A 24378-nucleotide genomic window follows, 5' to 3' on the forward strand; every position below is an offset into this window, starting at 1 on the left:
CAGGCTCCGGAGTCACCGGAATCACCGATGCCACAGGAGCCCCTGGAGCCCCTGAAGCCCCAAGAGCCGCCACAGCCCCCGGAGCCCATCGAGCCCCAAGCCCCGCTCAAGCCTTGCGAGCCCGCAAAGCCCCGTGGGCCCGCAAGCCCCGCAGGCCCCTCGGATCCCCCTCTCCCCGATCCCCACCCCCCGACCCCCGACCCCCGATTCCCGATTCCCAATCCCCGGCCCCCGGCCCGGTGGTCAGACCACCGTCTGCGGCCGTACCGCCTGTAGAAGATCCACGAGGTGTTCGTGCGCGGCGGTCGACTCCCCGTGCCGAGCGGCGAGTTGGCGATAGTGCGACTCGATCCGTGCACGCAGCTCCCGCTCCTGCGCGCTCAGTCGCCGCAGGCTGCCGGGATCGAGACGCCCGCCCCCCACTCCCCCGGGGCCGGGCCGGTCACCACGGCTGTGCAACGCGTCGAGCTTCCATTCGTGCAGCTCGGTGCTGAGCCGCAGCGCCTCGTCCTCGGACAGGCTCGGCCCGCCGGCACCCGGTTCCCGGCGGACGAGGTCGCCCAGTTCGGCCAGGGCCGCGTCGACCTCGCTGGGAGCGGGCAGCGGATCGACGTCTCGGGGCAGCCGGGCCGCGCGGATGCGCAGGGAGGCGATCCGGGTGACGGTGTGGTCCAGCGTGCCGGGACGGACCCGGCCGAGGACGTCGAGGGCGGCCCGGCGGTCGCCGGCGCGGAGCGCGAGCCGGGCGAGCCCCAGGGCCGCGCCACCGTGCGCCGGGTTGCGGGCGAACACGGCCTCGTACAGCTCCTTGGCCGTGGGTCCGGCCGTGTCGTCGCCGAGCCGTTCCCCGCAGTAGGCGAGGGCCAGCTTGGGCGCGTACTCGCCGGGCAGTTCGAGGCGGACCGCGGTGAAGTGGCGCTTGGCCTCGGCGACCAGGCGCGGGGCGTCGTCGAGGTCGGCCCGGCGCAGCGCGACCAGCGCGCGGTGCCACTCCAGCCGCCACCGGCGTACGGCGGAGGGCCCGGGGATGGAGTCGGCGGTGTCCAGCTCCTCCTGGGCCCGTTCCAGGTCGGCGTGGGTGTTCCGGCCGAGCAGGACCCGTACGTTGTGCAGGCGGATCTCGACCGAGGGAGGCTTGCCCTCCTCCTGGTCGAGCAGCCGGCCGGGGTCGTAGCCGCTGCTGACCTCGAACCGCGCGGTCTGCGGGTCGCCCGGGTAGCGCCTGGGCACCGGCAGCCGGCGGGCGATCTCGGTGAGGGTGGGCGCGCCGAGGTCGAGGGCGGGGGCGAGGGGCGGGTCGTACCGGTCGCGGCGGGGACGTTCGAGCCAGTGTTCGATGCCGGGCACGGTGCCGAGCCGGGCGCCGAGCAGTTGGGGGGACGGCCAGAAGTAGTCGGAGGGTTCGGGCGGGTCGCTCTTGCCGCGCAGGGCGCGGATCTCCCGCAGTGCGCCGCGCAGTTGGCCGGCCATCTCGCGGGCGTCGGTGAAGCGCAGCCCGGGGTCGGTGCGGGTGGCGCGGTCGACGACGCCCCGGAAGGAGGCGGTGCCGAGGCCGGGCACCTCGTCGACGGCCCAGCCGGCGAGCTCCCGCAGGGTGACGCCGACCGTGTGCAGGTCGTGGGCGGTGGTGGGCATGGGCGAGGACGCCGTCTCGGGCGCCATGTAGTCGGGGGTGACGTGGGCGGGCGGCTGGCTCTGGCCCCGCTCCCGCATCCCGCCGAGGTCGATGACCTTGACGCCGTCCCCGTGGTGCACGACGTTCGAGGGCTTCATGTCCCCGTACACGAAGCCCTTCTCCCCGCCCGCGTGCAGATGGACGAGGGCTTCGAGGATCTGACAGCCGTACGCGGCCACATGCTCGATGTCGAGGACGGACTCCCCGCGCCGGGTCTCCTTGACGACCTTGTCGAGGGTGCCGTCGCCGACGTCGTCCATGACGATGTACCCGCCGGTGACCCGCCCGGAGTCGTCGCGCCGGGCGACGAAGTCGCGGATCTGGACGATACGGGGGTGGCGGATGGCGACGAGGTTGCGGCGTTCGACGTCGGCGAGCCGGGCCCCGTCCTGCTCGTACCGGTTGAGCAGGCCCTTGACGGCGACCACGTCGCCGAGATGCGTGTCCTCGGCGAGATAGACCCAGCCCTGACCGCCGTGCGCGATGGGCCCCATGATCCGGTACTGGTCGCGCAGCACGTCACCCTCGGCGAGCTCGGGCCGGTACGAGTAGGGCTCGCCGCAGGCCGGGCAGTACCCCTCGACCGGCACCGGGCCGACGGTGTACGGCGGCGCGAAGGTGATGCCGCACTCGGCGGACGAGCAGACCATGCGGACGCGCAGCGGTGCCTCGGGATGGATGAGCCGCTCCTGCGCGGGCCGCGACGCCCGCTCGGGCAGCGCGAGCAATTCGGCGGGCCCGAACTCCCACGGCTCCTCGGGCAACGCGGGCAACCGGGGCCCGTCCTCAGCCCGCCCACACACGGCGCAATACCCGGTGGGCAACAGACTCCCCCCACACCGCGCACCACTGAACCGCCGATGCGGACACGGGCGCGGCTTCGCCCCCTCGCCCCCGGAGCGGCCCGCTCGCCCCGCCCCCGAACCACCTGAGTCACCCGACCCACCGGCCCCAACTCCCCCGGGCGCGCCCACCCCCGGCCCCCCTGAGCCACCGGTAACCGGAGCCCTCACCTCCGGACCCCCCGCCCCCATCCCGAAACGAGCGGCGAACCTCATGTCAGACCTCCGGAAGGCCAGTCTCCGGACCCACGGCCTTCGGACGCACGGCCTCCGGAAGGCAACGTTCCACCCGCCCGGTCGCCGGAAGGCAACGTTCCACCCGCCCGGTCGCCGGAAGGCCACGCCCCACCCGCCCGGCCGCCGGAAGGCAACGGTCCACCCGCCCGCTCTCCCACGCGCCGCAGATCCGCACGAAGGGTGCGAATCAACCCCCGCAGCCGGGCGAGCCGTTGCTGCGGATCGATACCCCCACCGCCCCCACCGCCCCCAACTGCCCCGCTCCCTCCGCTCCCCCCGTCCCCGTCGATCAACCGTCGCTCGCTCCGGCGCCGTTCCGCCGTCTCGGTGAGGGAGCCGAGGGAGGCGCTGTCGACGACACCGTGCCGGACCGCGCGGCTGAACTCGGCCCGTTCCAGCCGGGCGAGGAGCAGGTCCGCGTGGTCGAGGAGCGCGGGCGCGAGGAGTTCGTCGCGGGCTGCGTTCCACCCGGTGCCACCCTCGTGCCGGAAGACCAGCAACAGCCGGAACCCGAGCGACCGTAATCGGGCGAGCAGCGCGATCAGCGCGCCCGGCTCCGGCTCCTCGTCGAGCCCGTCGACCACGACGGTGACCCGCTGCTCGCCCACGAGCGTGGGCGGCGGCCCGGGCGGGGGCGGCCGGGTCCCGAGCAGCCAGTCCCAGTACGCGAGATACCGCCCGGGCGGAAAGGCGATGTGCCCCAGTGCGTGATCGGCAAGGTCGGGCCGACTGGACGCCCCACCCCGGTGGACGAGATCGGCCAGGTGCACGAGATGCCGCAGCGACCGGTCCTTCCCACTCCCCGGAGGCACCACGGTGACCTTGACCGGCTCCTCGTCGGCGTAGTCGTCACCGAACCACCGCGCGAGCCGCTCCTCGAAACCGTGGTCCCAGGCGTACGGACCGGTCAACTCGGCGACAATCGGCGACAGTTCGGCGATGCGCGCGACGGGGATCAGATACGAGAAGGCGAGCCGGTTGTTCTCGGGCAGCAGCTCGCCCATGTCTCCGCGCCAGCTGACGACGAGCCCGACGACCCGCGCGGGCCGCCCCTCCTCGGGCCGGGTACACACGGCGGCCCCGCTGAACCCCCGACGCACCACCTCGGCCTTGGTCACGGCGTCGAGCTGCACCCGCTCACCGCTGACCCCACCGATACGCCCCCACAGGCTCATCCCGTCGTCGAAGCCCTCCGCGTACCCGGTCGCGGACACCTCCATGCCGCCCCACAAGCCGGTCTCCAGCCGGGCGGGTCGCGCCTGGGGCCGGGGCTGGTCCAGCCGCAGTACGGCGACGTCCTCACCGACCACGCCGCCGACACGCCCGCCACCCCCCTCACCCGCCTCACGCGCTTCACCCGCCGGCAGCCAACCGCCCGGCAGGACACGCGCGGACACCGCCTCGATCTCACTGTTCTCCGCGAACTCCACCCACATCACGGCACCCGGATCCCGCACCACATGGGCGCAGGTCAACACGGTGTTCTGATCGACGAGCACCCCGGCGCCGCAGATGGGGCCCCGCGCACTCCCGCGCCGCAGCCGGAGTCTCCAGTCCGCACGCAACTCCCCCATGCCACCTCACACTACGCGCGGGGCATGGTGCGTCCCTAGACTTCTGAACCAACTTGGATCGTTCAATCGATGCGGTCGATCCATGCGGTCAATCAACGGAATCCGACGGGGTGTTGACATGAGCGATACCGAACCGGTCGGCCTCGCGGAAGCCATCGGCACGGTCCGCGCGGAACTGGCCCGGGCCCAGGCCGAGGGCGCGGCGAGCGACTGGCGGTTCAGCGTGGAGCAAGTCAGCCTGGAGTTCGCGGTCCAGTTCCACCGCTCGGGCGAGGGCGGCGCGGGCCTCCGCCTCGGCGTCGTGGAGGCCCGCCTGGGCGGCACGGTCAGCCACGACACCACCCACCGCATCCAGGTAGACCTCAAACCCCTCCCGGGCCCCACAGGCCACCACCACGAGGTGGGCCGCTGAGCCACCCGAACCCCACGGCAGCGCCGTACCGACCGCGCACCCCGTACGGTCAGGCGGCGCCGGCGGACCCGCGGCGCACGGCGTCGAGGTAACCGGAGATGGCCTCCCTGCTGCGCGTCAGGCACTCGATTCGGTCGGTCATGCGCCGGCGCTCGGCCTCCAGCGTGGCGATCGTCTCCGGTGTCGCGTCGGAGACGTGGATGGCCCGGGGGTCGTTGATGCACGGCAGGATCTGCTTGATGATCCGCGTCGGCAGTCCGGAGTCGAGAAGTCCTCTGATCTGCAGGACCCGGTTCACACAGCCCTCGGGAAGTCCCGGTAGCCGTTGGGCGCGCGGCCGGCGACGAGCAGGCCCTGCTCCTCGTAGTAGCGCAGCAGCCGACGAGGGGTTCCGGTCCGCTCGGACAGCTCCCCGATCCGCATGTGACCCACCTCGTTCGTACGGGCTTGACCTTCACACCGATGTGAGGGTTTGAGGATACGACCATGTCGACCTCCCGGACAGAACTGCTGAGCACATCCGCTCCGACGGCAGCGGCCAGCGATCGAGAACTGCCCCTCTCACCGCTTCTCGCTCTGGCCACAGCAGCCTTCATGGGGATTCTGACCGAGGCGCTCCCGGCGGGCGTGCTTCCCGAGATGGCCCGTGACATGTCGGTGAGCGAGTCCGCGATGGGCCAGGCCCTGACGGTCTATGCCATCGCCACCGGCGTCGCGGCGATCCCCCTGTCGGTCACCACGGCGGCCTGGCGGCGCAAGCAACTGCTGTTGCTGGCGGTGACGGTGGTCGCAGTCGCCAACCTGGTCACCGCCCTCTCGTCCAACTACCCCCTGACGATGGTGTTCCGGCTCCTCGCCGGTGTCGCCGCGGCCGTCGTCTGGGCCGAACTCGTCGGCTACGCACGGCGCCTGGCGCCCCCGCCCCTCCAGGGCAGGGCCATCGCCATCACCATGGCAGGCGTTCCGCTGGCCCTGTCCCTGGGCATCCCGCTCGGCACCTTCCTCGGTGAACTCTTCGGCTGGCGCCTGACCTTCGGCCTCGTGACAGTGGTCTCCGTGGCGCTGCTGGGGTGGATCACGGTGTCGGTCCCGGACGCCCCGGGCCGACGACCGGAGGCCCGCGAGCCCGTCCTGAAGGCCCTGTCCCTTCCGGGGGTCGCGGCGGTCCTGTTCGTGGTCGCGGCCTACGTGCTGGCCCACAACATCCTCTACACGTACATCGCCACCTTCCTGGACGCCTACGACATGGCCGATTCCCGCGACAGTGTCCTGCTCGTCCTCGGCATCGCGTCCGTGGCGAGCATCTGGATCACGGGCGTCCTGGTCGACCGACGACTGCGTCAACTGACCATCTTCAGCAGCGCCTTGTTCCTCGCCGCCTCCGTGCTCCTCGCGGCACTGGCCGGGAACATGATCGTGGTCTACACGGCGATGGTGCTGTGGGGCCTCGGCTGGGGTGGCGTCACGACCCTCCTGCAGACCGCCATCACCGACGCGGCAGGCGACCGGGGCCAGGCCCTGCTGGTCACCACGTGGAACTCGTTCATGGCTGGCGGTGGGGCAGTCGGCGGCATCCTCCTGGACGGCCTCGGCCCCAAGTCCTTCCCGTGGAGCGTCCTCGCGCTCATGGCCCCGGTCCTCCTCGTGGTCGTCGCCGCCCGCGAGCACGCTTTCCCCGCGACCCGCCCAGGAGCCGACTGACACCTCGCCCCCCTACGTGCTACCGAACGAGCCCTCCGCCGAGGGTCACCCGCACCCGCTCCGGTCACTCTTGATCACTCCGGTCACTCCGGTCACTCCAGTCGCACAGGGCGAACCCTGTCGAGGAGATGCACCAACGCCTCTTCCGGGCTCTCGCCGTAGAGGGCCAGGAACGCGTCGTAGGCGCCGTACGTCCGCCCTCCCTCGGCGACGAGCAGCACGAGAGGGCCGGAGGCCGCGGTGCCCACCGGCGTCAGTCTCCGCCCGGCCCGCTGCTCGTAAGCGCGCAGTTTGTCGCCGCGGACGATACGACTGGCGCGCTCGGCGTTCAGTGCGCAGCAGTGCGTCCCCGGATCCAGTGGATGGCGCGGGTACGCGAAGCCGCTCCCCTCGAACTCCTCGACGAACCGCAGCGCGGCAGGCGAGCAGTGGATCCCCAACTCGTCCCAGACCTCCCGGACACGCCGCACGTCCGCTTCGGTCGCCGACCACCGGCCGCCCCCGACCAGAACACCCGACAACCGCGCCGACCCCGCTCCCGACCGACCCGTCACGCGCGCCTCCTTCCCCCCAGGGATCGCCTCGTCCACGGCGGCCAGCCCGAGGGTAGTGTCCGCCGGTCCGGTCCGGTCGACTCAAGGCCCTGGCGGCCCGGACGACGACGGCGGTGCCGTCGCCGCATCGCCGTGTGGCCCCACGGGGGCGAGCGCGCCGGTGCGTCGCAGCAGAGGCAGCACGTGGTCCCGTACGGCGGGGGCAAGCACGAGATCCCGTTCTCGGCCGGTCGCCCACCGCAGGTGAGCCAGCTCGGCCGCCGGCCGAGGAGGCCGGTCGATGTGTGCCTCGAACACGGTCATCCGCATCGGCACACCCTCCAGCGCGGCCACGGCTTCGACTTCGGCCAGGAGGCGCGGCCGCAACGGCTCCACCCCGAGTTCCTCGTCCAGCTCCCGCACCAGGGTCTCGATCGCCCGCTCGTCCATCTCGGGCTTGCCGCCGGGGAGATAGAACACGTCGGGAGCCGCCTTCTTGCTGACGACCAGGAGACGCCCCCGCCGCACGATCGCGGCGGCCACCACGATCAGCGGCTGCCGGTGGCCGCGTACAGGCCGGTCCTCGGGTGGTCGACCGCGCATGTGGCTCACGACTCCGTCGCGTCAGGACGTAGGAACGTGGTCGCGAGAAGGGCGACGGCGCAGAACGCGATGCCGGTGGCCATCACCAGCGACGGCCCCGAGCGGTCGAGGGCGAGCGAGCCGAAGAGCGCCCCCAACGCGATCGAGACGTTGAAGGACAGGACGTAGAGGGAGGTCGCCGCTTCTCTGGCCTGCGGCACGCTGCGCAGGACCAGGGTCTGCAGCGCGACCGGCAGCGCCGAGTAGGCGAGCCCCCAGCCGAGCAGGAACACGATCGCCACCGGCTGCCGGTCGCCGACCGCCAGCAGCAGGGCCATCGAGCCACCCGTCCCGGCGATGAGGGCCAGGACGATCGCGCGCAGCGACGGGCCACGTCCGATGACCGCCCCGGCCAGGAAGTTGCCGGCGACACCGGCGGCGCCGAAGCAGAGCAGCAGCACCCCGACCATGTCCGGCGGTACGCCCACGTTCCGCAGCAGGAAGGGGGTGATGTAGGTGTACGCGGCATAGTGGCCGATCACGACGACGGCGGTCACACCCACCGCGGTGCGCAGGTTGCCCGCCCGGAGCAGGCGGGGCAGTTCGGAGAGGTAGACGCCGCCCTGCGCGGGCAGGGGGGGCATCAGTACCGCGGTGGAGACGAGCGCGACGACGCTGCACGCGGCCAGGGCCCAGAAGGCGGCCCGCCAGTCCAGCCATTGCCCGATCATGGTGCCGAGGGGGACTCCGACGACCGTCGCCAGGGAGATGCCGGAGAACACGACGGCCGTCGCCCGTACGGAGAGGGCCGGGGGGACCAGTCGTACGGCGACGCTCGCCACGATCGCCCACAGCACGCCGTGGATGAACCCGATCAGGAGCCGGACGAGTATCAGCCACACATAGTTGACGGCCACCGCGGTGAGGACGTTGCCCGCGACGAACACCGTCAGGATGACGAGCAGCAGCCGTCGGCGGTCGAGACGGCGGGTGGCCGCGGTGAGGACCGGCGCGAGCAGGCCGGCGAACAGGCCGTACAGAGTGACCGTGAGTCCGACCGTCCCCTCCGACACCTTCAGGCCGGACGCCATCTCGGGAAGCAGTCCGATGGGCAACGTCTCGGTGGCGGTCACGGTGAAGACGCCGAAGGCGACGGCGACGACCGCCGGCCACGCTCGGCGAGTGGACACGGTCGCGGGGGCGGGCGGTGGCGAGCCGGTGGACCGTGATGTCTGTTGCTGACCCGAGGATGCCAACGTCGTACTCCGAGGAGGGTGGGGGCGGAAGGAGGCCGGGGGCCGGGAATCGACGGTGGTGGCGGGAGTCCCGGCCGCGGCCGGGACTCCCGCCAGGCACGAGCCGATCGCGATCGTCGGCATGTCTCGTGCTACGGCGTGGTCAAGGCAGCTTGATGGTCGGGGCGTACAGGTCGATCCACACCGCCAGATCCAGCGCGCGTTCCAGATCACGCCGTGATGCCTGGTCGGTCAGCGGGGCGTCGCTCGCCACCGCCTGCCGGAGCCTGGTCGGGTCGATCAGGTCGAACACCGGGTGCCCCGGTGTGGCCAGCAGGTCCTTGCACTGCTCACGGAGGGCGGCGGCGTAGGTGGGATCCTGGGTGGAGGGATAGGGGGCCTTGCGGCGTTCCACCACGGAGCGCGGCAGGACGTCGGCGGCGGCGGCCCGCAGCAGCGACTTCTCCTTCCCGTCGAAGGACTTCAGCGCCCAGGGCGTGTTGTACACGTACTCGACCAGCCGGTGGTCGGAGAAAGGCACCCGGACCTCGAGACCTGAAGCCATGCTCATCCGGTCCTTGCGGTCGAGCCAGATGCGCACGAACCGGGTGAGATGCAGATGGCTGATCTTGCGCATCCGCCACTCCAGCTCGCTCTCACCGTCGAGACGCTGGATGCCGGCGACGGCTTCATGGTACGAGTCGCGAATGTAGTGGTCGAGGTCCAGCGCCCGGCTCAGCTGGTCGGTCAACAGGCCCTGCCGGCCCTGCTCGGGAGAGTCGCCCTGTCGCCCCTTGCGGCCCTGGCCGAAGAACTGCTGGTGCCCGGCCAGCCAGGGAAACGTGGTGCCCTCGCGCGCCTCGGGGGCGAAGAACTGCCGGTAGCCGCCGAACAGTTCGTCGGCGGACTCGCCGGACAGCGCCATGGTCGCGTGCTCGCGGATCGCCTTGAAGAGCAGGTACAGCGACGCGTCCAGGTCGCCGAGGCCCGACGGGAGGTCGCGGGCGCGGATGACCTTCCGGCGGACGTCGGGGTCGGTCATGTCGGCGGTGCCGAGCACGATGTCCTGGTGCAGCGTGCCGGACTTCTTCGCGACGTCGTGCACGAAGGGGGTGTCCGGGTCCGGGCGCAGCTCGTCGGCGACGAAGTTCTCGGTCAGACCGACGAAGTCGACGGCGAAGCTGCGCAGTTGCTCGCCCTGTCCGGCGAGTTGCGCCGCGGCTATCGCGGTCATGGCGGAGGAGTCCAGCCCGCCGGAGAGCAGGGTGCAGCTGGGCACGTCGCTGACGAGCTGGCGGCGCATGGTGTCGTGCAGGAGCTCCCGCACCCGTGCCACCGACGTGGCCCGGTCGTCGGTGTGCTCCCGGGTCTCCAGGCTCCAGTAACGGGTGGTACGGATGCCGGTGGGGCTCACCGTGACCAGGGTGCCCGGCTCGACCTCGCGCATGCCCTCCCAGACGGCGTGGCCGGGGGTCTTGATGAAGGCGAACAGCTCGCGGAAGCCATCGACGGTCACGATGGGAGCGGCGATCGGGTTGGCGAGGATGGCCTTGGGCTCCGAGCCGAACAGCACCCCGCCGGGTGTGGGGTAGTAGTAGAACGGCTTGATGCCCGCCCGGTCGCGGATCATCACCAGCTTGCTCTCGCGGGCGTCCCAGAGGGCGAAGGCGTACATTCCGTTGAGGCGCTCCGCGACGGCCTCGCCCCACTCCAGATAGCCGCGCAGGACCACCTCGGTGTCGGAGTGAGTCGTGAAGGAGTGCCCGCGGGCGGCGAGTTCCCCGCGCAGCTCGGGAAAGTTGTAGGTCTCCCCGGAGTACACGAGGCTGACGGCGCCGTTCGGGGTGGGGACACTCATCGGTTGTCCACCGCCGGGCAGGTCGATGATGGCGAGTCGCCGGTGCCCCAGCGCGACGTGCTCGGCGAGGTGCGTGCCCACGCCGTCGGGCCCGCGGCAGGCCATGGTCTCGGTCATGGCGTCGACGGTGTACTGCTCGTCGCGCAGGTCGCGGTCGAAGGCGACCCACCCGGTGATGCCGCACATATGTCTCCTGCCTTTCTGTTCGGACTGGTCCGGTCATGGCGTCGGGCGGTGCGGGGGTGAGGTGGTGGGAAGTGCGTCGAGCGGGCCGTGTGCGTCGGGGTCGGCCCGGAGAGCGGCGAAGCGCCCGGGGGTGCAGCCGATCATCGCCTTGAAGTTGCGGGTGAAGTGGGCCTGATCGTGGTAGCCGGCCGCCCCGGCCGCGTTCGCCCACGTCAGACCGTGCCTCCGTTGGCGCAGCGCCTCCTGCAGACGGAGTACCTGGGCCAGCGACTTGGGCGGCATACCGACCTGTTGGAGGAAGCGGCGTTCCAACTGGCGGTGACTCCACCCGGTTTCGGCGGCCAGGAGGCGGACCGGGATCCGTCCCGCGGTGCGGTGCAGCGCCCGCCATGCCCAGTCGATCCGGGGCGACCAGGGAGGGCCGCCGCGCAGCCGGACGGCCAGCAGTCTGTCGAGCAGCTCGAAGCGGGATTGCCAGTCGGGGTAGGCGGCCAGTCTGCCGGCGAAGTTCCGCAGGCGTGCGCCGAGCAGGTCGGTCAGGTCGACCGTGCGGCAGGCGAACGCCTCCATCGGTGTCGCGGTCACGCGGTACGCGGCGAGCGGTGTCAGCAGGACGGTGACGCCCTGCACCGGCCCGGTGTACTCGCCCAGGGTCGCCGTGTCGTGGACGCCGACGGCCAGCGAGGTCGCCGTCACCGACCGCCGCGGATCCACGGCGTTTGCGACACGTAAGGGACCGTCGAATCCGAGCACGAGTCTGACCATTCCGTCAGGCGTCACCAGACGGCTTCCGGAACGTCCGTTTCCCGCACGGAATCCGCGATATCCGAGGACGTGACCTCGTGCGTGGATTCCGGAGGGTCTCCAGACCATTTCCTTTGCGCGGGGGGCTGTCAAAACACTCTGCTGCACGCCTTCCTCCACGGGCTGCGGAAATCAACCGAGGGGCACCTGAATGCTAGATGAATCAACTGTTCCGGCAGGGAGTTTCCGCCACGTTCGAAAGATGTGCAGATTCCGTGCGGGCCGATCCTGACCCCCATGGAATCCAGTTTTGGTATGCCAAAACCATGACGCTGGACACACATAAAGACGCACACACCTTCCCTTATCGGTCAACCGTCTCTGGCGCATTATGGCGGTTCGTTGTCCGCCTACTGGAAGGCGTCGCGTTCATGCAAGACCGATTTATCGGGTCCCTGTGATGCTGGGACACGACAGCGGCGAGAGGTATTTCTGCAATGCGCACAAACACTCCCCGCCAGCCGTTCGCGCCGAATTCACCGACCGTGTGAATCCGCATCCCGAAGCGCTGAGGAGAACCGATCGAATGCGCGTGAACCACGACCGCCTGCAGCGGACGATGAAGGAATTCGGCCTGGACGCACTGGTGAGCACCACCGCCGAGAATCTGACCTATCTGACCGGCGTCAGCAGTGTGCACCTGGATATGTTCCCGCACTCCGGCCGGGCCTTCGCGGTGCTGTCCCGGGACACCCGGGCGGGCGCCCTCTTCGTCTGCGGACGCTGTGAGGTCGACCAGTTCCTCGACGCCGACGAGCGGATCGCCGAGGCATTCGCCTACGGCCCCTTCTACCGGGAGACGCCCGCGGAGTTCGCCGGAGAGCTGGACCACGAGGACGCGCTGCTGCGGGCCGTCTCCGACGATCCGCGCTTCGACGACGCCCTGTCCGCCCTGACGCACGCCGTACGGCAGGCCTGCCCCGGCGGGGGCCGGGTCGCCGTCGACGAGGAGGGGGTGCCCGCCGAGTTCCTCGACGAGCTGGGCAAACGGCTGCCGGACCATCAACTGGTCCTCGGTGCCGGGCACCTGCGACACGTCCGCCAGGTGAAGACCGCCCGCGAGACCGAGCTCGTCGCGGCGGCCGCGCGCGTCGCGGAGAACGCGATCCGCGCCACGGTCGCGATCATGCGTGAGGGCGTCACCGAGCGGGAGCTGGTCCGTGAGTTCAACCGCTCGGTCGTCACCCAGGGAGGTACGCCGCGCTTCACCCTGATCCGGATCGGCGCGGGCGCGGTGGCCGGCCAGCGCCGGCCCACCACGACGGCCCTGCGGCGGGGCCAGGCCGTGTGGTTCGACGTCGGGGCCGTGGTCGACGGCTACTGGTGCGACATCGCCCGGGTGGCCACCCTCGGCGAACCCGACCAGCGGCTGGCCCGCCTCTACGACGCCGTGCTCGCCGGCGAACAGGCCGCGCTGGACCACGCCCGCCCCGGCATGACCGGCCGAGAGCTCTTCACGCTCACCGTCGACGCCGTCCGCGACACCGGGATCCCGCACTACCGGCGCAGCCACGTCGGCCACGGCATCGGCGTCGAGGTCTACGACCCGGTACTGATCCGCCCGGACAGCACGGACGCCCTGTCCGAGGGCACGGTCGTCAACATCGAGACGCCGTACTACGAGTTCGGGTTCGGCTGTGTGCACGTCGAGGACCCGTTCGTCGTCGGCGCGGAGGGCAACCACCTGTTGACCACGCTGTCCCGGGAACTGATCGTCGTCCGCTGAACGGCCCGCGCCCGCATGGAGGCACCGTGATTCACGACAACCTGTTGGAGACGCTCGGGGTGACCCCGGTCGTACGGCTGCGCAAGCTCCTGCCACGGCCCGAGGACCGGATCTACGTGAAGCTGGAAGGCGCGAACCCGTCCGGCAGCATCAAGGACCGCGCGGCCCTGCACATGGTGGAACAGGCCGAGCGCGCGGGTCTGCTGCGGCCGGGAGCGACACTCGTGGAGTCCACCTCGGGCAACCTCGGCAAGTCCCTGGCCCTGATCGGCGCCGTCAAGGGCTACCGGGTGATCCTCGTGGTCGACCCCAAAACACCCCGGAGCGTGCTCGCCTACGCGACGAGCCTCGGCGCCGAACTCGACACCGTCGCTCGGCCCGAGGCCAACGGGAGCTATCAGGCGGCCCGCATCCGGCGGGTACGCCGACTGGTCCAGGACATCCCCGGCGCGTACACCCTGGACCAGTACAACAATCCGCACAACCCCCAGGCGCACCGGCTGCACACCGCCCAGGAGATCATCAAGGACTTCGACCGGCTGTCCGCGCTGGTGGCCACGGTCAGCACCGGAGGTCACCTCAGCGGACTGAGCGGCGCGCTGAAGGAACACTTCCCCGACCTGCACGTCCGGGCCGTCGACGCCGTCGGCTCCGCGGCCTTCGGCCACCCCTTCGAGCCGTATCGGATGCGGGGCATCGGTCTGAGCTGGCGGCCGGGCAACCTGGACTCCGGGCCGGTGGACTCCCTGCACCGGGTCACCGACACCGAGGCGCTGTCGGTGTGCCGGGTACTGGCCGCCGAGGAGGGTCTGCTGCTGGGCGAGTCCGGTGGCGCGGCGGTCTTCGCGGCCCTCGGGTACGCCGCCGAGCACCCCGGCGAGCCGGTCCTCGCCATCGCGCCGGACACCGGTGCCAACTACCTGTACGAGACGTACGACGACCAGTGGCTGCGCGACCACGGCACCCCGCTGGAGGCCCTGTGGCGGACCGGCGAGGAACTGCGGCGCCACGTTCGCCACCCGCTCCACCCACCGACCGCCGTGGCGGCGGACCTTGACCCCACGGCCGGATCCGGCCGGGTCGTGACAGGAGGCCGGGCATGACCATCCGTACCGGAGCCGCGTACCTGAGCGGGCTGAACGACGGACGCGAGGTCTGGCTCGCCGGGCGGCGCGTCGACGACTTGCTCGCCGAACCCGTCCTGGCCGCCGCCGCGCACACCGTCGCCCGCCTGTACGACCAGCAGCACGACGCCTCGCTGCGGGAGGTGCTCACCTACCAGGACGGCGCCGAGCGTTACCCCCTGTCGCTGGCCGCGCCGCGGGACGCCCGGGCGCTGCGCCGGCGCGGAGCGGCGTTCCGCGCCACCGCCGAGACCACCTTCGGGCTCCTCGGCCGGTCACCCGACTTCGTGAACACCGCGGTCACCGCCTTCTCCTCGGCCGCGCCGTTCTTCGACAAGGCCGACCCCCGCTTCGGCCGCAACATCACCGCGTACCACGCCGCCTGTCTGGCCGGTGACCCCTTCCTGGCACACGCCACCATCAATCCGCCACTCAGCCGCGCCCGCTCCTCCCACGAGCAGGACGATCCCGACGTCCACCTGAGGATCGTCCGAGAGACGAGCGCGGGTGTCGTGGTGCGCGGAGCCAAACTCATCGGCACCCTGGTCCCCGTCGCCGACGAGATCGTGGTCTTCCCGCTGCCCGGCTACCGGCCCGGCGACGAGGCCCACACGGTCGCCTTCGCGATCCCGGTCGCCACTCCCGGCCTACGGATCGTCTGCCGGGAACCCCTGCTGGCCGACCCCTCCCGGCTCCTCAGCACCCCCCTCGCACCGTACGAGGAGATCGACGCCACCTGTGTCTTCGACGACGTGCTCGTCCCCTGGGACCGAGTGTTCTTCCACGGCGACGTCGACGCCGCCAACCGCCTGTACGACGCGACGACCGCCCGCCACCACACCGGGCAGCACGGCATCATCCGCGGCGCGGTCAAGGCCGAACTCCTCACCGGTATCGCCGTCGCCCTGGCCGAGATGTCCGGCAGCCAGACCTTTCTGCACGTCAAGGAGATGCTCGGCGAGGTCCTGGGGTCCCTGGAGCTGGCCAGGGCCGGCGTCCTGGCCGCCGAGGCCGACGCCGAGACGAGCGAATGGGGCACCCTCACCCCGGCGATCGCCCCGGTGCTCGCGCTGCGCTACCACTTCCCCCGGATGACCAGCCGGATGATCGAGGTCATCCAACTCCTCGGCGGCGGCAGCCTGTTGAGCACTCCGGCGGAGGAGGATCTGCGCAGCGAGCTGTGGCCCGGCATCGAGCGCTACTTCCGGGGCGCGGACGGCGTCTCCGCCGAGCGGCGCGTCCGGCTGCTCAAGCTCGCCTGGGACGCCACCGGCAGCGCGTTCGGCCAGCGCCAGATGCAGTACGAGCGCTACCACTCCGGCGATCCGGTACGGCTGGCCGCCGCCCAGTACACGGGCTACGACACCGACCCGCTGCTGCGGACCGTTCAGCGGGCCCTGCACCCCGCGCGACAGCAGCCGGACGTGACGGCCCGCCCGGCCCCGGGCCCCGCCGCCGGGAATGCCCGCCCTTCGCAGGAGGTCCGCTCGTGAACGCCGTAGAGCCCCGCCGCGTTCTGGTCCTCACCGGGGCGGCGGCCCTCTTCTCCCGCACCCGTTCCGTCGCGGAACTCATCTGCCGTGAGACGGCCGACGTCGGCAGCGCATCCGATCTGCGCGACCTCGCCGAAGCGGGACTCCCACTGCTGCACGCCGACGCCGCCGACTCGTCCGGCCTGGCCGACCTGCGGGCCCAGGCCGAGCGGGCGGACGCCATGATCTGGGTCACGCCCTGCTATCACGGCAGCTACTCGGGCATCCTGAAGAACGGCCTCGACCATCTGCGCGCGGAAACCCTGCGCGGCAAGCCGGTCGGCGTGGTGGCGGTGGGCTCGTCACTGACGGCCGTTCAGGCGAGCGAGCACCTGCGGGCGGTCGCCCGCTCCCTCGGCTGCGTCACCGCACCGACCCAGGCCGTGGTGGTGGACGACAGCCTTGTCCGGGAACAGCACGTCGATCCCGACACCCACACCCGGATCACCCAAATGATCGTCGAACTCCACGCCCTCACCGGCGCCACGGCCCTACTCCGCCAGAGCGCCACCTCAGCCCACGCCGGCTGACCACGCCACGCCGCCGGGCGTAAACATGGTTCGGCGTGTACGAGCGCAGTACGTATATCTGATTGGCGGCTTGCTGAAGGTTCTCCAGGCACCGGCATGGTCTTCACCCAGGAAGACGGCTCCTGGCTCCATCCCGGAAAGGTGACCGACCTCTTCGAGCGTCTCGTCGCTGCCTCCGGGCTCGCTGGACATCCAGCAGAGCGTCCGCAGGTCGGCAAGAACGCAGCCGAGGCCACCGCAAAGCTGGTCCCACTTCAACGGAAGACCGAGGCGGAGGAAGCCCGCAAGGCCGCCAAGAAGGCCAAGGACAACGCGAAAGCCGAGGCAAGGGCCAAGAGGAAGGGCAAAGCGGAAGAAGCCCAAGAAGTAGGGCACCGGACCGCTCCGCTCACGCATTGCAAGCCGTCTCGCGGCACCCTGGCCCGCGTGACACAGCATGTCCCGAGCAACACAAAAGCCCAGGTCACAGATTATGTGACCTGGGCTTTTTCAGAGCCGCCTTCGGGATTCGAACCCGAGACCTACGCATTACGAGACCATGAGCGATCGTGTTGCCTGGTACCTCGTGGTGCTACGTGGTGACGTTTTTCCTGATCAGAGCACGTGAGACAAGTCGACCCGTGCCACCCCGTGATGCACTGTCCAAAGGCGTCTGTCCACCGGCTGTCCACCGGTCACGCTCTCGCCGACCCGCCAGTAAGACTGCTGCTGGACTACCAGCGACGCCGTCGAACTATTAGAGAGGCTACGGAGGCAACTGTACGATCCCTACAAGATCGATCATGGATTGCACGTCTGACCTCGATCGTTCACGAGTCCCCGGCAGTCGAAGTGTGGAGAACGGCCACCTCCGCTGTCCCGGAAATCACCACAGATCAGCAGGTCGGGTAACGAGCGAGCGGGAACGCTAAGCGAAGCGGCCCTGCCAGGACTGACTGGCAGGGCTGGGCCTCCTTGACTAGCTGCAGCGACCAGGCTGCGTCACGCTGGAGATTCCGTTTTTCTCCAACAACTCGGAGAGGAGCGCGATTTCCACTAGCGTGCCTTCAAAGCCAGACCGTTTCAGTTCATCCGACAATCTCTTCGCTTCTTGAATTGACGTACCGAAGGCTACTCGGAAGGACTTCAGCAGTGCTCCCCCGTGCGCTGTAACATCGGCGAGTTTCAGGCAATGGGGTCCATGCTGCTCCAGGATCGCGTTCCGCACTCTTGATGGTGCCCAACCCTCACCCGAGTCGTGCGAGATTCCGCATGTATTGCAATCCCACTCGACTTCCCAACTGAGGCACCCGTTGTTGGTGGACTGAACCAGCCACTCCGTGCCGACCCCGCCGCACTCGCGGCACGGCCCGGGTAGCCGAGCTGCCTGTTCTGTCATTACCAGCCCCTGATCGACATGTAGCGGTCGATGATTCCATAAAATCGCTCCGATGTCCCGGAGCCGTCGCGTGGATGATGGTTCCTGAGACCGCGCGCGAACCAACGGTGGTGCAGTTCCTCGTGGACCACTGTATTACGAAGGAGCGCCCGGCTCGCAAACCGCTTAAATCCAATTTGCGTTCCTACGTTAGGCTTCGCCATGCCGGAGTTGACCCCGTAGCTGTAAACGGGGCGATGGGTGAGATTGAGGTCCGGAAAATCTTCGCTGATGATGGCATCAATGGCGCGATTTCTGGATGCTGTCGTCTTTCCGGTGGCCTTGCTGAGCTCTTCACTGCTCTTCCAAACGTTGCCGCTTCCTTGCTCTTCGGCGGAGGTCTTGCCCTTGGCTGGAGCCTCGGCGTCCTTGCCGCCCCCGCCACCGGTGTCGGACTTCGCCTCCGCGCCGTCGCCGTTCTTGCCACCGGAGTCACCCTTCTTGGCCTCGGGAGCTTCCTTGGCCTTGGCCGGCGGCGCCGGAGCGGGCTTCTCCTTCGGCTTCGGGGTGACCGGCGGCGTGACCTTGTCGGCGGCGTCAACCGCGTCCTTGGTCTTCTCGGTCGCCTTCGTGGCGTCGGTCGCCGTGTCGGCGGCGTCCACGGCCTTGTTGACGTACCGCGCGCCCTTGGCCGCCGTGGCCGCGTAACCCGCGAGCGGGATGGCCGAGGCATAGGCCAGGCCCGCGTCGATGTAGTTGCCCTCGGCTGTGTACCAGACGCCGTTGAGGAGGTCGGCGGGCTCACCGAAGACCGGGACCAGGCCCAAGACATCGAGGGCACCGTGACCGATCGGGCTGATCCAGGACTCGCCCCAGTACAGACCGGTCGGGTCCGGGAAGGCGAGCGGGTTGTTGCGGCCGTAGGCATACGCGTTGAGGTGCTGCGGATCCGCGACGTTCAGCACGGGGTCGACGGAGACGAAGCGGCCGGCCGCCGGATCGTACGCGCGAGCGCCGAGCTGGATCAGACCCGTCGTCGCGTCCGCCGTGCCGCCCACGAAGGACTTGTTGCCGGGCCACGCACCTGCCGCCGGCTTGGCACCCCGCACCTCGCCGAAGGGGAGGGTGCGGCGCTGCGTGATCGCCGAGTCCGCCGCCTTGATGGCGATTTCCGCCGTGCCGTTCTGGCCGCCGACCAGCCAGGTCACCCCGGAAGTCGTCCGTACGGCGATCTCCTGGCCCGCGTGGTAGTAGTAGCGGGTCCCAGCCAGCGTGTTCTTCGCCGTGTCCAGGCGGATCTCCTGGCCGCCCAGGTACAGCGTGACCGCGCCCTTCTCCTTGCGGAGCAAGCGGCCGCCCGAGGCGTCGTACACGTACGAGGTCTTGTTCGCCTCGTCCAGGTTGTCACCGGACAGGTACGGGGTGACCGCGCTCAGGCGGCCCTCCTCGTCCCAGTCCAGCTTCTGGTCGACCGCCGGGGAGAGGTCCGTCGCCGCCTTGGTGCGACGGACGGTGTTGCCCGCCTCGTCGTACTGGAAGGTCTGAGCTGCCGTCACCGCCTCACCCGCGGTGGTGGTACGCACCTCCGCCGACTTCAGCGCGTGGACATGCGTGCCGCCCTTGATGTCCTGGGACTTCGGCACATACGTCGTCGTCTGCGTGATCGCCGCGTCGCCGGTCGTGCCGGTGGCGTGGCGGACCTCGCCGGTGCGGTTGCCCGCGGCGTCATAGGTGTAGGAGTGCCGGTACGGGGCCGGACCGCCGACGGTCGCCTCACCAGCACTCGGCGCGCAGGCGGCGGCCGTCTGGGTCCACGCCTCGGTCAGGCGGCGCAGGTAGTCGTACGTGAAGCACTGGACGTCCGCCGTCTTTCCCTCGGGCGTGTCCGCGATCTTCTGGATGTTCCCGGTGGCGTCGTAGCCATAGGTGATGTCGGAGTCGGGGGTCTTGACGATCTCCCGGTCGATCCGGGCGCGCTCCAGGCGCCGGGTTCCCTCCTCGTAGGTGTTGGTGAGCCAGGTGTACTTGTCCGCGCTGGCGGTGCCCAGCGTGAGCTGGAGCATCTCGCCGTAGTTGGAGTAACGGGTCTCGCGGGCGTAGTCCGTCGAGTCGCCCAGGGTGAAGGACGGCAGGCCGGTCGCCGTGTAGCCCGTGGTGATCGTCTCGGCGGGAAGCCCGCCAGCCGCCGGGAGGCCGATGTCGTCGCTCGAGCCGTCCGGCTTGTACGACGCCGTCGCCGTGTACGTCCCGGCCAGCTTGCCCTCGGAGGCGGGGATCGTCACCGAGGTCTTCGTCGGGCGGCCCGCCACGTCGTACGCGTCGACCGACGAGGTGTAGCCGTCGTCACCCACCCACTTCGTCGCCGAGGTCAGCCGCCCCTTGCCGTTCGGCACGGTCGCGCTGTCGTACTCCCACGTCGTCAACTTCTTGTCACCGTTGAAGAGCGAGCGCTGACGGCCCAGCTTGTCGTAGGTGAAGGTGAGGGTGATCTGGCGGTCGTTGCGGACCGTCTTGACCTGGTCGAGGTCGTTGTACGTCATCCACGTCGTACCCGCGTCCGGGTCGACCGACTTGGTCTGCCGACCGCGCACGTCGTACTCGGATGACCAGACGTTGCCCGCCGTGTCCTTCACTTCGGTGAGACGGCCCGCCGCGTCGTAGTCGTACGACGTCGTGTCCGCCGCGCCCGTGGGCGAGGACGCCTTGAACTCCAGGACCTTGGTCGTCTGCCCCTGCGCGTCGGTGTACGTCGCGGTGGGGGTGGCGCCCGTCGGCGGGTCGACCGTCGTGTGGTCGCCGTGGTAGGTGGTCTTCGTGCGCCATTGCTCGGTGCCCGCGACCCGGAAGATCGAGTCGGTGGCCCGGCCCGCCGCGTCGTAGACCGTCTCGGTCTCGCGAGGGGTGCCCTCCGAGGCGTCCACCACGTTGACGAACGTCGTGCCGACGGCGGCTGTGTTGTAGAACGGGCCAATCTCCTTCACGGCCAGGCCGCGGGTGTCGTACTCGGTGGTGGTGATGACGCGACCGGAGTTCGCGGCCGGGGTCTGTGTCTGGCGGGGCCTCAGCAGACCGTCGGAGAGCTGGTGGCTGGTGGCCACCGAGCCGTTCGGGAGCAGGGACTTGGTGGTGGTGACCACCGGCGCGTTGTTGCGGATCAGGTAGGCGTATTCGAGGCTCGGGGTGTCTGTCGCCTTGGCGCGGCCGGGCAGCCAGACCTTCAGCAGGCGGCCGAGGGCGTCGTACTCCAGGTCGGTGCGCTGCTTGTTGGGGTCGACCGTGGCGGTGACCAGACCCCAGCGGCGGTCGACCGTGGAGGTCGTGGTGTTGCCGAGCGGGTCCTCGACCTTCATGCCGGTCACCGGGCCACCCGTGGTCGGCGTGTACGTCGTCTTCGTCGCGTTGCCCGCCTGGTCGGCGGACTCCACGACACGGCCGTGCACGTCGTACCTGGCCGTCGACGTCGTCACGTACTGCGGGGTGCCGTCGCCGGTGTAGCCCTTGACCTTCTCGCTGCGCACCACGTCGCCCTTGGTGGGCGTGGTGCCGTAGGTGTCGCGGTCGTCGTACCAGGTGCGGACGTCGGAGATCGCCTCGCCCTTGAACGAAGTCGGCGCGCCGTCATCGCAGTTGACGGGGACGACCGTGACCCGCTTGAGGAGGGTGAGCAGGTTGGCGCTGGTGTTGCGGTTGTACTCGTTCGTCGTGCAGGTGTCGTCGTCCGAGACGGCGAGGTCGCCGGAGTCGGAGGAGCGGACGAGCATGCCGTACGAGTCGTAGAAGTGCTCGATGGCGGCGCGGCGGACCTTGCCCTCGTCGAGGGCCGTGAGGGTCTTCGTCGACTTGACGGCCGCGTACGACGCCTCGTCCTTGCCCTCCGTCGCCGTGGCCTCGGACTTCCACGGCGTGCTGACCGAACCGGTCACCTCGGCGCCGCCGTTGAAGCTGCGCTGCTCCACGGTGAAGCCCTGGTGGCGGGCGTCGTCACGGACCTTCGTGCCGTCGGAGGCGGTGACCGTGACGGACTTGGTGCCGCCGGACTCCTTCTCCCGGTCGCCGTCCATGCCCTGGAGGTAGGTGGTCTCCGTGCGGAGCTGCTTGCTGCCCGCCTCACCCGTCCGCATGGTGACCGTGCGGTAGCCGCGCCACTGGTTCCAGGTCTTCTTCTTGGTCTTGACCAGCTCGCTGTCGTCGAAGGCCCAGGCGGCGCCCTCGTAGTCGTAGGAGGTGACCTTGTTCGGGCCGGTGACCGTGACCTCGTCCTCGATCACCGTGTCGACCACGAACTTGTGGAACCAGTCCTCCTTCTCCCCGACCGTGCCCTCCTTCGACCAGAAGGACGGCAAGCAGCGCTTGGTGTTGGTCTCAGGGGTCGGAAGGTTGGAGGGGGTGCACTCGGTGGGCTTGTAGTTGACTGAGATCGTGCCGCCCGTCTCCGACTGGATCGCCCGGATGCGCCACTTGTACATCGGCAGCCGGTCGTCGACGCCGGTGTTGACGCGGTTGGCATCCTGCCGCTCGTAGAAGGTGACCTTCGGAAGCTTGTTCGCGCCGTCCTTGCCGGAGTGGGTGACCGACTCCAGCCACAGGGCCGGGGCATGCGTCGTGTCGGCGCTCTGGTACTTGTGCGCCAGATCCCACTCGTCGACGTCCCCGTAGGTCTTGCCGTCGGACCCGAGAACCTGTGTGGTGACCTTCGCGAGCCGCTTGCGGGAGAAGAAGGTCGGGGACCACTGGTCCTTGCACTCCGTGTCGGAGGTGCAGATCTGCTCGAACGGCACGTCCGGCCAGCGCTTGGCGGTGGACTCCTTCAGGTCGCCCGGCTCGCAGTCGGCCGCGGCGCCCTCACAGCGCTCGGCGACGTCGAAGACGACCTGCGAGGGCGCGGCGGTGGTGTTCTCCTTGCCCTGCTGCTCGCCGTACTCGATCCGCTTGAGGTAGCCGCCGCGGTCGTAGGAGACGACCTTGTCGCCGCGCACGCTGTCGTACTTGTTGGTCTCGGTGCCGTAGTAGTACGTCATCGTGTTGCCGTGCACGTCGACGACGTAGTCCAGGTTCCAGCGCCACGACTGCTGGCAGCGGGACTCCTTGAAAGTGTCCGCGTAACAGGGCTCGTCCTTGTCGTCACCGAAGACCGGGACCTCCCAGGAGGAGCCGGTGAACTCGGTGTCGGCCGCCTCGCGCTTGCCCTTGCCGAAGTGGTAGCGCGTGCCGTCGGTGGTGGTGACGACCCAGTACTCGTTGTTGTTGTCGGCGTTGGAACCGTCGTACTTGCGCTCGATGACGGTGCCGTCGTCCTGCTTCAGACGCCACTCGTCCTTGCCCTTCTTGACCAGCTCACCGGCCCGGCCGCCGAAGTTCATGGTGGCGTTGTCGGAGTGCCAGCACAGGTCGTACTTCTGCGAGCCGGCCTCGTCGTGGCCGTCCTCCGTGCACGAGCGGTAGGAGCGCTCGATGTAACCGGCGCTCAGGTCGAAGCCCTCACCGATCCAGGACGTCTGGTTGTTGCTGGAGGCTGTCCGACCGTCCGTGGCTGCGGAGTTGTAACCGAGCCCGAGCTGCGGTGAGGGGCCGGCAACGGCGGGCGGGACCCGCAGCGGGTACTGCCAGGTGAAGCCGCCGGTCTGCCCGGCGACCTGCCAGGACGCGGAGGGCGCCAGCGAGGTCGCGGCGTACGAGCCCGAACCGCCCGCAGGTCCGGCCGCGACCGCGAGCAGCGGGGCCTTGGCGGCGGGCAGCGCGGCCACGTCGGCGGTGAGCTTCTGTCCGCGCACGTCGTTGTCGGTCTTCAGCGGCGTGCTCGTCTGGCACTTGGCCGCCTTAGGCGTGGTCAGCGCACAGGCGGGCAACTCCACCAGACGCAGCCGCTGGGCCCAGTCACCGCCGTAGGCCTGGGCGAAGGCCGCGTAGTCGACCTCGACGGAGACCTTGCCGTTCGTGGTACGGCTGTCGGCACGCGTGACCTTGAGCAGCAGGCCGTCGATACCGGCCTTCTGCGCAGCGGCGTGGCTGAGGACATCCACCTTGGCGCGGGCGGGTGTGGCCGCCGCCATCGTGGAACGGGTCATGCCCTTCGGCGTGCCGACGCGGACCGGGAGCGAGCCGGCCTTGGTACTCGACAGCGCGCCGCGCTTCTTGGAGTTCGCCAGGTCGACGGTCGCGCTGCCCGCCTTCGGCCAGCTGGCCTTGAGCTCCAGCGGCTTGCCGTACGCCTTGGTGTGCTTGAGCGGGGTGGCCTGGCCGTCCTGGTCGACCACCGGCGTCGAGACGACGTCCTGGGTCTTCGGACGCCGCTTCTCCCGGGCCTCGTCGGGGTCGTCACCGAGGGCGGGGGTGCCCTGGAGCAAGGTGATCGTCAGGGCTGAAGTAAGGGTGACACCGAGGGCTTTGGCCCAGGCGTGTGTTCTGTGTCTGCGAGATGCGCGCACGCGCGCTCCCCCTCCCGTATGGGTGTGGAAAAGTGCCCCGGGTGC

General features: G+C 69.9%; 15 protein-coding genes and 1 pseudogene. 7 read left to right on the forward strand and 9 right to left on the reverse strand.

Translation table 11 applies throughout. From position 1 onward, the window contains the following. Positions 1-243: 243 nt before the first annotated feature. Together PUR53_RS31615 and PUR53_RS31620 are read right to left on the reverse strand one after the other, a co-directional pair. Positions 244-2325 carry a tetratricopeptide repeat protein gene (locus PUR53_RS31615; protein ID WP_329910729.1) on the reverse strand — a complete coding sequence of 694 codons (2082 nt, stop codon included), beginning with the start codon at positions 2323-2325 and terminating at the stop codon, positions 244-246. A 404-nt stretch (positions 2326-2729) separates the two neighbouring features. After that, entirely contained in the window at positions 2730-4328 is a 1599-nt protein-coding gene (locus PUR53_RS31620) for a trypsin-like peptidase domain-containing protein (protein ID WP_329910454.1), read from the reverse strand. A gap of 118 nt (positions 4329-4446) precedes the next feature. Between PUR53_RS31620 and PUR53_RS31625 the strand changes: the two genes are divergently transcribed. Beyond that, positions 4447-4740, forward strand: coding sequence for a trypco2 family protein (locus PUR53_RS31625; protein WP_230215657.1), 294 nt, complete (start codon positions 4447-4449; stop codon positions 4738-4740). Between the two features lie 49 nt (positions 4741-4789). Here the strand turns inward: PUR53_RS31625 and PUR53_RS31630 are convergent. Then, a pseudogene (locus PUR53_RS31630) lies at positions 4790-5163 on the reverse strand (MerR family transcriptional regulator). Positions 5164-5226: 63 nt separating this feature from the next. Here PUR53_RS31630 and PUR53_RS31635 point away from each other — a divergent pair. Next, positions 5227-6441 (forward strand): MFS transporter, encoded by a 1215-nt coding sequence (locus tag PUR53_RS31635; protein ID WP_329910455.1) that lies wholly within the window; start codon positions 5227-5229, stop codon positions 6439-6441. A gap of 92 nt (positions 6442-6533) precedes the next feature. On the opposite strand, the gene PUR53_RS31640 is transcribed toward PUR53_RS31635, so the two are convergent. The 5 genes from PUR53_RS31640 to PUR53_RS31660 all read right to left on the reverse strand — a co-directional run bounded on the left by PUR53_RS31640 (position 6534) and on the right by PUR53_RS31660 (position 11531). Further along, positions 6534-6995: an SUKH-3 domain-containing protein gene (locus PUR53_RS31640; RefSeq protein WP_329910456.1), complete on the reverse strand. Its 462-nt coding sequence runs from the start codon at positions 6993-6995 to the stop codon at positions 6534-6536. Between the two features lie 81 nt (positions 6996-7076). Further along, entirely contained in the window at positions 7077-7577 is a 501-nt protein-coding gene (locus PUR53_RS31645; RefSeq protein ID WP_329910457.1) for an NUDIX hydrolase, read from the reverse strand. A 5-nt stretch (positions 7578-7582) separates the two neighbouring features. Then, on the reverse strand, positions 7583-8746 hold the full coding sequence (locus PUR53_RS31650) for an MFS transporter (protein ID WP_329910458.1): 1164 nt from the start codon (positions 8744-8746) through the stop codon (positions 7583-7585). A gap of 208 nt (positions 8747-8954) precedes the next feature. Further along, positions 8955-10835, reverse strand: a complete 1881-nt coding sequence (gene asnB / locus PUR53_RS31655; RefSeq protein ID WP_329910459.1) for an asparagine synthase (glutamine-hydrolyzing) — start codon at positions 10833-10835, stop codon at positions 8955-8957. 33 nt (positions 10836-10868) lie between these two features. Next, entirely contained in the window at positions 10869-11531 is a 663-nt protein-coding gene (locus PUR53_RS31660) for an AraC family transcriptional regulator (RefSeq protein WP_329899731.1), read from the reverse strand. A gap of 634 nt (positions 11532-12165) precedes the next feature. Here PUR53_RS31660 and PUR53_RS31665 point away from each other — a divergent pair. The 5 genes from PUR53_RS31665 (at position 12166) to PUR53_RS31685 (ending at position 17133) form a co-directional block, all read left to right on the forward strand. Then, positions 12166-13365 carry a M24 family metallopeptidase gene (locus PUR53_RS31665; protein ID WP_329910460.1) on the forward strand — a complete coding sequence of 400 codons (1200 nt, stop codon included), beginning with the start codon at positions 12166-12168 and terminating at the stop codon, positions 13363-13365. Positions 13366-13391: 26 nt separating this feature from the next. After that, positions 13392-14468: a PLP-dependent cysteine synthase family protein gene (locus PUR53_RS31670; RefSeq protein ID WP_329899729.1), complete on the forward strand. Its 1077-nt coding sequence runs from the start codon at positions 13392-13394 to the stop codon at positions 14466-14468. Then, a complete protein-coding gene (locus PUR53_RS31675) occupies positions 14465-15982 on the forward strand; it encodes a 4-hydroxyphenylacetate 3-hydroxylase family protein (protein WP_329899728.1) in 1518 nt (505 codons plus the stop codon). The genes PUR53_RS31670 and PUR53_RS31675 overlap by 4 nt, the downstream gene beginning before the upstream one ends. Further along, the gene (locus PUR53_RS31680) at positions 15979-16551 is read left to right on the forward strand and encodes an NADPH-dependent FMN reductase (RefSeq protein WP_329910462.1); all 573 of its coding nucleotides are present in this window, start codon (positions 15979-15981) and stop codon (positions 16549-16551) included. Before PUR53_RS31675 ends, PUR53_RS31680 begins: the two co-directional genes overlap by 4 nt. 96 nt (positions 16552-16647) lie before the next feature. Further along, positions 16648-17133: a hypothetical protein gene (locus PUR53_RS31685; protein WP_329910463.1), complete on the forward strand. Its 486-nt coding sequence runs from the start codon at positions 16648-16650 to the stop codon at positions 17131-17133. A 795-nt stretch (positions 17134-17928) separates the two neighbouring features. Here PUR53_RS31685 and PUR53_RS31690 read toward each other — a convergent pair. Continuing rightward, a complete protein-coding gene (locus PUR53_RS31690) occupies positions 17929-24333 on the reverse strand; it encodes an RHS repeat-associated core domain-containing protein (protein ID WP_329910464.1) in 6405 nt (2134 codons plus the stop codon). Positions 24334-24378 lie beyond the last annotated feature (45 nt).

It is taken from the genome of Streptomyces sp. SP18BB07, from assembly GCF_036322545.1.
GTDB lineage: Bacteria > Actinomycetota > Actinomycetes > Streptomycetales > Streptomycetaceae > Streptomyces > Streptomyces deccanensis.